The following is a 12,133-nucleotide window of genomic DNA, read 5'->3' on the forward strand; positions in this document are numbered from 1 at the left end:
TGATGGATTGCTTAGATTTGTATAAAGCCAAAAACATTTGTTATCATGCCTATAATTGAACAATCAGAATATAATTTTCCTTCGATTATTCATCGTAACAAGCACATTACTACTATTTATGCTGCGTTGTTTAAAAGGTTTGATGCTCCGGGTTACACCAGAGAAAAGCATGAATTAAGTGACGGAGACTTTATCAATATTGATTTTATCATAAATGACCCTAAAAAAGCAGTTATTTTATGTCATGGTTTAGAAGGCGATTCCCGCAGAACGTACGTTAATAGCTGTTCGACATATTTTGAGGAGAAAGGTTTTTCGGTTTTTGCATGGAATAACCGTACTTGTGGAGGCGAAATGAATCGTTTGCCAAGACTGTATCATCATGGCGCAGTTGATGATCTGGACGAAGTGGTTCAGTTTGTTTTGCAAAAAGGATTTGAAGAGGTTTATTTGATTGGATATTCAATGGGAGGGGTTCAGCTTTTGAATTATTTAGGCTGGTCAAAAATCGATAAACGTATAAAAGCAGCAGTTACCATCTCGGTTCCAACCCATATCGCCACAAGTGCTGAAATACTCAAGCAAGGTTTTAACAGAGTATATTTAAAGAATTTTACAATTGATATTAAAAGAAAACTAAAGCATAAAGCCGCGCAATTCCCTGATTTTATAAACAGTGATCAAATTGATAAAATTACTTCTTTTGATGAAGTCGATCATTATTTTACGGCACCATTACATGGTTTTGCAAGTCGTGACGACTATTATCAACGCGTTTCTCCTGAATTTTCGCTTAAAGATATTACAACTCGTGTTTTAATTATTAATTCACTTGATGATCCTTTTTTAGGCGAAAGATGTTATCCAACGGCTATCGCAAAAGAAAGCGCTTATGTATATCTGGAAACCCCAAAGTATGGAGGTCACTGTGCTTTTCCATTGCGCAATTCAACTTATTCGTATGCAGAGAAAAGAGCTTATGAGTTTTTTACTTCTAAATAATCAGGAGATATTCCAAAAAAGATTAGAAAAAAACTTATATTTTATTTTCAAGTTCCACTCTGAATTTACCCCAAAAAGGACTGTCGGCCATTTGCGAATGTCCAATTACTATAATATGATTTCCTTTTTGTTTTAGCGGAACTTTTAGATCTATACTAAAAGGTCCGTCTGAAGTATTATCAGGAAAAATAATTTGATTGAAACGGATATTTCCCTTTCCGGTAGTTGGAACAATCTTTCCGGTCAATTCACCTAAATCTTCATTGTTGAATTTGACATATATTCTGGGATGAATAGAATCTAAGGAACCTTCAGCGATAAAAAGACCTTGTTCATTTTTAAACTTCATGAAGATCGTGTCGCCAATTTGTTTGTTTTCTTCTTTTGGTTTGACCTCTTCCTTATTTGGTTTTACGCCAATTGAATCTTGAGCATCAACGACAGTATTCTTGTTATCTTTCTTTTGACATGAAAAAAAGAAAAGCGAGATTAAAAGTATGGAGAAAATTTTCATGGGAGTATTTTTAGTGATCATTTCAAATTTAGTTTTTTTACAGGATTTTTTGTTACACAATTGCAGTTTTGATTTTGCAGAATTTCTAATTTTTTGAATTATAGAATAGCATGTGGAGCGTAAGGGTGAATTTAACGCAAAGTGCGCTAAGATTTTTTTATAGGTATAGTGTAAAAAAAAAAGTTCGCAAAGCTTTATGTTGATCTAGCTTTGGGAACTTTGTGTTTTTATGCGTAAATTAAAATTAATCTAGCGGACTTTTGCGGTTAAATTTTTTACTCCATTATTTTATCAAAATGCTCTCCTCAATGTGTTATAATTAATGTTTGTGAATTTATTTTTTGGATACCCTTAAATCATGAACAATCATCTAATATGTCTTGTTTTTATTACTAAAACAAAAAGCTTATGTTTGTGATAAAATACCATAATTATAAATTTCCGCAGACATTTAACCCTTTAAAAAAGCAAAAACATAAATGATTTTTATTTATCAAATTGTAACAAAACCATTAACGTCAAGGCTAATTGCTGACGAAAGTTGTCCTTCCTGTAACGAAAAAAATTCTCTTGAAGTAACCTTGTATATGAGATACATTGCCATGGGAATACCTATTTTTGGAATGGGCAGAAAAACGAGTGTCGTTTGTAGAAACTGCGGAAATGTCATTAAAAAAACAGACACATCTATATTTAAAAAACGAAAATATTCTGATAATGTAGCTGCAGCCATAAAGGATATTAGAAATCATAAAAGAACCTTATGGCAACTGCTTTATCCCTGGTCACTTTGTTTTGTTTTACCCGTTTTGATTTTAGTATTTATGGGAATTGCTGCTATTAATAAAAAAAACACCAACAATAAAGCCAAAGAATATGCCGCGCTTTTAATGAATCCTAAATCAGGAGATATTTATAAGGCAACCTGGTCAGAAAACGGAATGTCTGAAGGAGTTCTGGTAAAATTACTGCGTACAAATGGAGATACAATGTACGTGGTTAGAAGCAAAACAAAAATCCCAATGAGTTTTGCAAAAGAAGAATGGGATAAACTTTCTTCAGATGCAGGAGCATTTGAAACTAAAGAATATAAGGTAAAGAAATTTTCGGCATTAAAAGAAACCAATTATGCTGATTTCTTCCAATATAATAAAGATGCAAACAATAAAGAATATCCAATATATTTAGGTCAGGTACTTAACAGTAAATGCGAAATGGATCTGGATTTTGAAACGATAGAACGTAAAAAATAGAAACAACATTCTATTTTAAATAAGTGAAATGCTTTAGCTAAATAACCTATATTCTGTGTTAAAATAATTACGCCCAATGGATTAAATATTGTATCAGAATAATTTTAAAACACAATGAAAGACGAAACAAGTCCGTTTAAAACCATGCAATTTAGTGGAATCACTTTTCAAGTTATAAATAGAGATCAGGCTCAGGAAATTATTGGTGAACTGACTGATTTTAATGACGAAAAAATCTATGATGTTTTTGAAGACAAATGGCGTTTTCCGGATTTTCAGGATAATTCTTGTTTTCTACTGGCAGAAGACGATGTAGAAACGGATACTTTTCTGATGGATTATAGTACAGAAGAATATCCGGATGTTTTTATTTTAGGATTTATTTTTAAACGAAATCTGACAGTTCATAAAGTAATAAGCTCTTATGACACAGATAATTCTCCTGCTTTTATTGTAATAGGTAAAACTACCGTTCCTAATATTACCTTATTTGGAAACGTACATTACATTGGCAGCGGTTTAGACTGCGATTCGCTTTTAGGCAAGTACAATCATGGGGAACTTTTTGTAAAAGGCGAGACCAACGCAACACTTGTTTATAGTGATGATATGCGAATGCATTTTGAAAATTTCAGATCTGTTCAGGCAATTATTAATAAACAGCATCCTGAAATATCGATATTATTTAAAGTATCGGATCAAAATGGAACTATCACCACGCTGGAAAACTTTATGCCTTCCAGTCATAAATTATCTGATATTGTAAAGGATAATTATATTGAATATTCTCAGGATTATTATAAAGACGTTTTTAATAGTACTTATTATGATGCTTTTAAAACCGGAATTTCCCTTATTGATCCAGATAAAAAAGAGTTGTGCGAATATGCCAATTTTCGTACCCAATTTATTGATAGCATCACGTTTTTAGAAGATACAGATGATGCAAAAAAAGATGGTTTTTTATTTATAGAAGAAGATAATTGCAAATATTCATTTCAATCTTTTACGCATGACGAAAAGATGTACAAGGAAATAAGTTCAGAATTAGAAAATTTTGACCTTAGAATGCGTGTTTTACTTTGCGTCAATACAAATGAAATTACGGTTGTAATGGAATATCTTGACGAAGCCGGAAATTCAAAATATCAATTTTATGAAAGTGAAAAAGCCGCCGGAGTAGTTTTTTGTGCGGTAAAATATGCTGTTTTAGAAACCTTTGAGATTCTTAAAGCAAGTGTTTTTGATACGGCTATTGAAGATAGGAATACAAACGGACATGGCTTAAGCCTTATTGATTTAAAAAAAGTTATCGACTCTCAAATCGTTCAGAATAGTGAAACGGACGGTATTAATTTTGAAATAGGAAATGCTGAAATTTCTATTAATAAAACCGGTGTAGATTCTGATGGTAACGAAACAGGCAACAGTATTTATGTTTCTCATCCTGATCATACTTTGTTTTTTAAAATTATTGAAGATTCGCCTTTTGTATTGTTTCTGGAAAAGGAAACAGATGAATTTAGACATATAAAAAAAGACAGTCCTGCCGAAATTGTAGAATTCTACAAGGAAATATGGACAAAAATTGTCAATGAAGTGGAACAATTTGATCAAGATATCGCTAACAGGTTAACTCTCGAAGATTTCACGGCTCAGTTTGATCATCATGAATTGCCTCAGGATCTGAAAAAACTGTATGAAATTGAACATATATACGGCGCAGAGAATTTATCTCAATGTTTCTGTTTGAGTTCAATAGATAAAACGGGTTTAAAAACGTATTCATATGATGCTGCTTTTTATGACAGCTTTATTGAGTTTGCATCTGCTAACGGAAGCGGAAGCACTTATGCCTATTGGTTAATTGATAATGATTTAAACAATTGCCCAATAGTAGTTTTTGGAGATGAAGGCGGTATATATGTAGTGGCAGAAAACACTAAAGAACTTATTCATTTACTTACTTTAGGAACAGAGATTAGCGTAAATCATGATGGAGCGAGTTTTTATGAATTAGAAGATGATGAAGAAGAACCTCCATACAGACAGGAATATCTGGACTGGGTTAAAAAGAATTTTAATCTTGAACCAGTTTCAGATAAGAAAGCAGTGCAAATTTTAGCTGAAGCCAAAAAGAAATACCAAAAGAAACTAAATGAATTTCTGGAAAAATTTGGCATTGAAACCAACGATGAAGCCGAAGAAATTGTTTTAGATAATGTTTCAAAAAAAGAAAAATCAGATAAATATGCGTTTCAAAAAATTGAAGGCGAAAAGATAGAATTTAAGGATTTCAATTTCAAACTTGCCGTAATACAGATTTTGATGTATGAAAAAGAATTAATTACGCCAAAATTTGATCTCTATGAATTTGTTGATTTATATGGTCAAAGAGAAATAGATATAGAGGAGGAAGGTTATGATTTTATCCCGGAAGTAACAGCATATTTCGAGAATTTAGAAATTGATTCAGCCTTTGCCGAACATGTTACAGAGATAATTCAGGACGGTGGTGACGATATTTATTTAGAAATGTGTCGCTTTTGGGATGGTGAAGATGATATTTTTAATATAAAATCTTCAAAGGACTTCGTTAATTTTAAAAATATTACAAAAGTAGAATTGTTTTATGATCAGGATGATACTTTGTCGAACGAGCTAAGGAATATGGGAATTCACGTAGAAAATTAAGGTAATATCTTGCGTTAATAATACTTATTGATGCCGGAAAATTCGTGATCTTTTCTGTAAAATAATTTTTTTTTGAATAAAAGTGAGTATTTTACGAATTGTACTAGTAAATAGACTACATTTATACTCTATAAATAATTATAATATGCAAGAAGGTACAGTAAAATTCTTCAATGAAGAAAAAGGTTTTGGTTTTATTACGCCAAAAAACGGTGGAAGTGAAATTTTTGTTCATGTTTCAGGTCTATCTGAAAATATCCGTGAAAATGATGAAGTACGTTACGACATAGCTGAAGGTAAAAAAGGACCTAATGCTGTAAACGTAGTAGTAGCTTAAGATACTAATGTGACTCAATCTTTTTAGATTGACCATTTTACATAAGTAAGGTAAAACCAGTGAAGTTTATTCACTGGTTTTTTTATGCTTACAATTCAATGAAATCAAAGTATCTCTGCTATGATTTGCATATTTTTAATTATTCCTTTTCAAGAAATTGTCTTAAAACATATTGCAGGATTCCGTCATTTCTGTAATATTCAATTTCAATTTGTGAATCCAGTCTGGCAATAGCGTTAAAATTGATTTCCTGACCATTTTCCTTTACAGCTTTTATAGCTAACTCTTTTAAAGGTTTTATGTCTTGTGCGATTCCGGATATAGAGAAAGTTTCTTTTCCTGTAAGACCAAGACTCAAAGCATTTTCACCATTTTTATATTGTAAAGGCAATACGCCCATACCCACTAAATTGCTTCGGTGAATTCTTTCGTAACTTTCGGCAATTACTGCTTTTACGCCTAAAAGAAAAGTTCCTTTTGCAGCCCAGTCTCTTGATGATCCGCTGCCATATTCTTTTCCGGCAAGAATAACTAAAGGCGTATGATCTTCTTTATACTTTACAGATGCATCGTACACGCTCATTTCTTCACTCGTAGGAAGATATTTTGTATAGCCGCCTTCTTTATCTGCTAATGCATTTTTAATACGAACATTGGCAAAAGTTCCTCGTATCATAACCTCATCATGTCCACGACGTGAACCGTAAGAATTAAAATCGGCTTTTTGTACATCACGGCTAACCAGATATTTACCAGCTGCCGAATTTTCATTGAATGATCCTGCCGGCGAAATATGATCTGTAGTAATACTGTCACCAAGAACTAATAAAGTTCGCGCATTTTCAATGTCTTGTAACGGTTTTGGGTTTTCAGGAAGATCTTTAAAAAAAGGTGCTTCTTTAATATAAGTAGAATCATCATTCCAGGCGTAAATTTTTTCTTCAGGTATTTTTAAATTTTGCCAGGTTTCATTTCCGTCAAAAATAGTCTCATAACTTTTTGCAAACTGTTTAGGAGATAATACAGCGCTTAAAACTTCATGGATTTCATCATCACCAGGCCAGATATCCTTTAAATAAACCGGCAATTGATTAGAGTCATAACTTAAAGGTTCATTAAGTAAGTCGATATCAACTCTTCCCGCAAGGGCAAAAGCCACGACAAGCATTGGTGACATTAAAAAGTTCATTTTGATCTGAGGGTGAATTCTTGCCTCAAAATTTCTGTTACCGGATAAAACAGATGCCAGAACAAGGTCATGATCCTCAACAGCTTTAGCAATATGTACAGGCAAAGGTCCTGAATTTCCAATACATGACGTACAGCCGTAACCTACAACATGAAATTTTAATGCTTCAAGATCGCCCAGTAAATCAGCTTTTGCCAGATAATCAGTTACTACTTTTGAACCTGGTGCAAGTGAAGTTTTCACCCACGGTTTTACGTTCAGTCCTCTCTCTCTTGCTTTTTTGGCAACAAGTCCGGCACCAATCATAACATACGGATTAGAGGTATTGGTACAAGATGTAATTGCTGCGATTGCAACTGCACCATCCGAAAGCATAAACTGTTCGTTACCAAGAGTTACGGCAACAGTTTTTATACCATTTTCAATTTTTTTCTCAATTTTTGCATTATCAGGAAGTACAGCTTCACCTTGTATAGGTTGTGAACCGCCTTCACCTTTCCAGCGTTCATCTTGTTTCGCAGGTGATTTTTTTCGTCCAAAGGTTTTATCCAGCATATCTATAAGTGACGGCTGAAGATTTTTAAGCAAAATTTTATCCTGTGGTCTTTTTGGTCCTGCAATAGTAGGTTCTATAGTAGATAAATCAAGTTCAAGAATATCAGTATACGTTATCGATTCATCTCCTGTTCGCCATAATAAATTGGCTTTGCAATATTGTTCAACAAGATCAATTTGTTCCTCAGACCGGTTGCTGAGGCGCATATATTCTAACGTTTTTTCATCAATAGGGAAGTAAGTCACAGTACAGCCAAATTCAGGTGACATATTACCAATTGTGGCACGGTCAGGAACACTTAAACTGTCAAGTCCGGGACCAAAAACCTCTACAAATTTACCTACAACTCCATATTTTCGAAGCAGTTCTGCAATTGTAAGCACCATATCTGTGGCTGTAGATCCAAGCGGAATTTTACCTGAAAGCTTAAGTCCGATAACTTCCGGCATGATAAAATAAATAGGCTGACCTAAAATAGCAGCTTCGGCTTCAATTCCTCCAACTCCCCACGCTATAACGCCAATTCCGTTAACCATAGGAGTGTGGCTGTCGGTTCCTACCAGAGTATCTGGGAAAATTTCACCGTTTCTTTCAATAACACCTTTTGATAAATATTCCAGATTCACCTGATGGCAAATTCCCATTCCGGGAGGAACTACGCTAAAATTACTGAAAGATTGCTGTGCCCATTTTAAAAATTCGTAACGCTCAGAATTTCGTTTGTATTCTTCCTCCATATTTCGCAGATACGAATATTCTGTTCCAAAGTAATCCACCTGAACAGAATGATCAATCACTAAATCGACCGGAATCAGTGGGTTTATCATATCTGGGTTTTTTCCTCTTCTTGCAGCTTCAGCTCTTAAAGAAGCAATATCTACAACAGCAGGAACTCCGGTGAAATCCTGCATAAGGACACGTGCAGGTTTAAAAGGAATGTCTTTGTCTGATGCTTCGGGTTTCCAGTTGAGGATTGTTTCGATGTTTTCTTTTGTAATGGCGAAATCATCATAATTTCGTAATACATTTTCTAAAAGAATTCGGATGGAGAAAGGCATTTTTTGAATGTTAAACCCCTGATTTTCCATCTCAGCCAGACTGTAATATGAAAATGTTCTGTTTTTTGTAGTTAGAAGTCTTTTAATTTGATAGATATCATTTTGCATAATTAACAATGTTTAATTTAAATAATGAGACTTTATTGATGCCCGCGTTGTATCGCAAGATTTTGAAATAATTTATCGTGAACATTTTTGACTGAGCTTGTAATTATTTTCAAAAATCCTGCCATCTGATTAAGGTTCAGATTGTCAGTTTATTGCGATTTTAATAATTATTTTTTTTTCGATATATCACTAATTTACAAATTTCTTCGGGAACATTGTAAAAAGTAAGAACGCCTTAACAAAAATTTATCCTTCGCGTTTCAATAGCGCATCAGTTTATGCAGAAACTACTTTCACATCATATCAAATAGGAAATATTTTACATAAAGATAAGATTTTTACAGATAGCTATAAATGTATAACGTATTTAATAACAGGTATCTAAAGTTTAATTTTGAAATATAACCTTAAAAAAATTATATATCGCGCATAAAAAAGCCCTCACGTTAATGAAGGCCTTTTGGTTATTTGTTATTCGGAAATATAAAAAATGAAAATAAAAGTGATATTGAACTGGCGATTATCCAGGAGCGCATCCAAAAAATTAAGATATGAGATCTGTCGGCGCAATTTACACATGCCAAAATCAAGGTAATAAAAAAGGTCGTCGTCAGGTTTTTTAAGAACTTTTGCTACGCATTTTTGAATGTAGTTTTGCACAGCTTCCATGCTTATTTTAAATTCATTAATTGAGGTCCAAATTCTTCGTAAAAAATATTTTCATGACTTACGTTTAAATTAATTAGTGATTCATATTGTGTTTTGATAAACATTTCAGGACCGCAGATATAAAATTTTGCTCCTTCTAATAAAATAGAATCTTTGCATTTATCAAGATCTACACGACCCTGAATGATTTGATTAGATTCAAGGTGATGATCATCGACAGTGTCATAAAATGTATAGCTTTCAAGCCATTGTGCATTTTCTTTTAAAGTATCGATTTGACTCTTAAATGCGTGAACGGATTCATTTCTGCAACCGTGAATCCAGACTGTTTTTTTATTCTGAATTGCATTCAGATTGGTTTCTAGCATACTTAACATCGGTGTAAAACCAACTCCGCCGCTTATTAAAACCAGTGGATTTTCAGATTCTTTTTCTAAATGGAATAATCCGGCTGGAGCCGAAATTGAAATCACGTCGCCTTCAGATTTAGAATGAAGCGTATTAGAAACCATTCCGGAAGGATTATCAGCGATTCCATTTTCTTTTTTAACAGAAATTCTGTAGTATTCAGGATTAAAAGCGCTTGATAAACTGTATTGTCTGGGTTGTAAAAGACCTAACTGATTAACAAAAACCTGTATGCTAATAAACTGACCAGAATAGAAATCTGCAATTTCTTTTCCGTCTTCAGGATACAAATAAAAAGATTTTATTTCTGTTGATTCCTCAACAATTTTCTTAATTATAAATTTTCGCCATCCGTTCCAGCTGCCTGGTTTAGCGGCATTTTCAGCGTAAAGTTCTTTTTCAAGTTCAATCATAATTCCGGCAAGCTGGTGATAAGCGACGGTCCACGCGTCAAGAATTTCAGGCGTTGCAGCTTCGCCAATAACTTCACCTATTGAAGCAACAAGATGAGTTCCTACAATTTTATATTGCTCCGGCTGAATGTTAAGGCTTCTGTGTTTTGTACCAATCGCTTTTAATACGCCCATCAAAACGCTTGGATCATCTATGTTTTCGGCATAAGCCAATACTGCGTTTGCTAAAGCTGATTTTTGTCTTCCGTTTGCCTGATTTCCCATGTTGAATATGTTTTTCAGTTCAGGATGATGTCTGAACATTCGCTTATAGAAATGTTGGGTAAGATCTTCTCCGTGGGATTTTAAAATAGGAATCGTTGCTTTAATAAGCTCTTTTTGATGTGAATTCATGTTGTGTTTTTTAGGACTATAATATGATGTAAAAAAAATATTTGGATTTGTTTTTTTACAATTACAAAAATAGGTTTGATGTAATCCCTTATTTTATGATTCAAATCATAAGAGTTTTATTCAATTTACAGTCGTAGTTTTTAGTTTAATTGGAAAATCTTTGATTGAATTCTCTACGAGATATCCCTGGCATTTTTAATATTGATAAAAAAACAAAACAATACTCCGTTAGGAGTTATATGTTGATAGAAAAATATCCGCAAGCCTGTCTCAAAAATCGGCAAAATGATGTGTAGTCCCTACGGGACAAATCTTCGAATGATATTTTTATTTTTTACCAATATGTAATCTCTACGAGATATTTCTGGTATTTAAATAGTGATAAAAACAAAGTAATACTCCGTTAGGAGTTACATGTTGGTAGAAAAAATATTGAGAAAAGAAACAAAACAATACCTCGTTAGGAGTTATATGTTGGTAGAAAAAATTGCTAAAAAAATTACATTTTTTTAGATTTCATAACAACGATATAAATTAATGAAATATAGTAAATAAATAAAGTTGGTTATTTTGTATGTTGTTAGTAGTTAGGTATTTAGTAAATTAGCATAGTTGTTGATTTTCAAATTTTAGCTTAGTAAAAGGAGAAAATAGAGTTACAAGTAATGGTAAAAGAATTTAACTTAAGTAAATTAATAATTATTAAAAAAAACAAAATGGACAAAATTACAGTAAAAGACGGAACCGAAATTTATTATAAGGATTGGGGAACAGGGCAGCCTATATTTTTTCATCACGGCTGGCCATTGTCTGCGGATGATTGGGATGCGCAAATGATATTTTTCCTGGAGAAGGGATTTAGGGTAATTGCGTATGACAGACGCGGACATGGACGATCAACACAAACGGTTACAGGAAACGAAATGGATACTTATGCAGTTGATGTTGCAGAACTTACAACATTTTTAGATTTGAAGGATGCCATACATATCGGACATTCTACGGGAGGCGGAGAAGCGATAAGGTATGCAGCAAAATATGGCAAAAACAGGGTGGCAAAAGTAATTCTTATTAGTGCCGTTACGCCTTATATGATTAAAGACGACAGTAATCCGGAAGGAGTTCCTATTGAAGTTTTTGATGATATCCGTTTTAATACAGCAAATAACAGACAGCAATTTTATCAGGATATTACTTTTCCTTTTTACGGATATAACAGAGAAGGTGTAGACATAAAAAAAGGAATTCAGGATAACTGGTGGCGTCAGGGAATGATGGGCGGAATTAAGGCGCATGTTGATTGTATAAAAGCATTCTCTGAAACAGATTTTACCGAGGATTTAAAAAGTGTTGATGTTCCTGTCTTGATTTTACATGGCGAAGACGACCAGATTGTTCCTTATAAAGCAACAGCTTTGAGAGCTGTAAAACTGGTAAAAAACGGAAAAATAATTACATATCCCGGATTTTGCCACGGAATGCCAACAACTAATGCCGATACTATTAATGCTGATATACTTGCCTTCATTAAATAAGAGG

Annotated in this window: 8 protein-coding genes; 5 read left to right on the forward strand and 3 right to left on the reverse strand. The window is 33.4% G+C overall.

What is annotated here, in order from left to right:
• Window positions 1–45 precede the first annotated feature (45 nt).
• Window positions 46–1,002, forward strand: coding sequence for a YheT family hydrolase (locus ACHRVX_RS05405; protein WP_395329992.1), 957 nt, complete (start codon window positions 46–48; stop codon window positions 1,000–1,002).
• Window positions 1,003–1,036: 34 nt separating this feature from the next.
• Here the strand turns inward: ACHRVX_RS05405 and ACHRVX_RS05410 are convergent, their stop codons facing one another.
• Window positions 1,037–1,516, reverse strand: a complete 480-nt coding sequence (locus tag ACHRVX_RS05410; protein WP_395329994.1) for a hypothetical protein — start codon at window positions 1,514–1,516, stop codon at window positions 1,037–1,039.
• Between the two features lie 479 nt (window positions 1,517–1,995).
• Here ACHRVX_RS05410 and ACHRVX_RS05415 point away from each other — a divergent pair, with 479 nt between their 5' ends.
• The 3 genes from ACHRVX_RS05415 (at window position 1,996) to ACHRVX_RS05425 (ending at window position 5,800) form a co-directional block, all read left to right on the forward strand.
• Window positions 1,996–2,769: a hypothetical protein gene (locus ACHRVX_RS05415; protein WP_395329996.1), complete on the forward strand. Its 774-nt coding sequence runs from the start codon at window positions 1,996–1,998 to the stop codon at window positions 2,767–2,769.
• A 114-nt stretch (window positions 2,770–2,883) separates the two neighbouring features.
• A complete protein-coding gene (locus ACHRVX_RS05420) occupies window positions 2,884–5,463 on the forward strand; it encodes a DUF6892 domain-containing protein (protein WP_395329998.1) in 2,580 nt (859 codons plus the stop codon).
• A 145-nt stretch (window positions 5,464–5,608) separates the two neighbouring features.
• Window positions 5,609–5,800 carry a cold-shock protein gene (locus ACHRVX_RS05425; protein ID WP_072958530.1) on the forward strand — a complete coding sequence of 64 codons (192 nt, stop codon included), beginning with the start codon at window positions 5,609–5,611 and terminating at the stop codon, window positions 5,798–5,800.
• A gap of 139 nt (window positions 5,801–5,939) precedes the next feature.
• Here ACHRVX_RS05425 and acnA read toward each other — a convergent pair whose 3' ends face one another.
• Both acnA and hmpA read right to left on the reverse strand, forming a co-directional pair.
• A complete protein-coding gene (acnA, locus tag ACHRVX_RS05430) occupies window positions 5,940–8,711 on the reverse strand; it encodes an aconitate hydratase AcnA (protein WP_395330000.1) in 2,772 nt (923 codons plus the stop codon).
• 671 nt (window positions 8,712–9,382) lie between these two features.
• Window positions 9,383–10,594 (reverse strand): NO-inducible flavohemoprotein, encoded by a 1,212-nt coding sequence (hmpA, locus tag ACHRVX_RS05435; RefSeq protein ID WP_395330002.1) that lies wholly within the window; start codon window positions 10,592–10,594, stop codon window positions 9,383–9,385.
• A 716-nt stretch (window positions 10,595–11,310) separates the two neighbouring features.
• Here hmpA and ACHRVX_RS05440 point away from each other — a divergent pair.
• Entirely contained in the window at window positions 11,311–12,129 is an 819-nt protein-coding gene (locus ACHRVX_RS05440) for an alpha/beta fold hydrolase (protein ID WP_395330004.1), read from the forward strand.
• Window positions 12,130–12,133 lie beyond the last annotated feature (4 nt).

Source organism: Flavobacterium sp. FlaQc-47, assembly GCF_044006475.1.
GTDB lineage: Bacteria > Bacteroidota > Bacteroidia > Flavobacteriales > Flavobacteriaceae > Flavobacterium.

Coding starts and splice junctions, on each gene's coding strand:
- ACHRVX_RS05405 (WP_395329992.1), top strand. CDS start 46: ATGCCTATAATTGAACAATCAGAATATAATTTTCCTTCGATTATTCAT.
- ACHRVX_RS05410 (WP_395329994.1), bottom strand. CDS start 1,516: ATGAAAATTTTCTCCATACTTTTAATCTCGCTTTTCTTTTTTTCATGT.
- ACHRVX_RS05415 (WP_395329996.1), top strand. CDS start 1,996: ATGATTTTTATTTATCAAATTGTAACAAAACCATTAACGTCAAGGCTA.
- ACHRVX_RS05420 (WP_395329998.1), top strand. CDS start 2,884: ATGAAAGACGAAACAAGTCCGTTTAAAACCATGCAATTTAGTGGAATC.
- ACHRVX_RS05425 (WP_072958530.1), top strand. CDS start 5,609: ATGCAAGAAGGTACAGTAAAATTCTTCAATGAAGAAAAAGGTTTTGGT.
- acnA (WP_395330000.1), bottom strand. CDS start 8,711: ATGCAAAATGATATCTATCAAATTAAAAGACTTCTAACTACAAAAAAC.
- hmpA (WP_395330002.1), bottom strand. CDS start 10,594: ATGAATTCACATCAAAAAGAGCTTATTAAAGCAACGATTCCTATTTTA.
- ACHRVX_RS05440 (WP_395330004.1), top strand. CDS start 11,311: ATGGACAAAATTACAGTAAAAGACGGAACCGAAATTTATTATAAGGAT.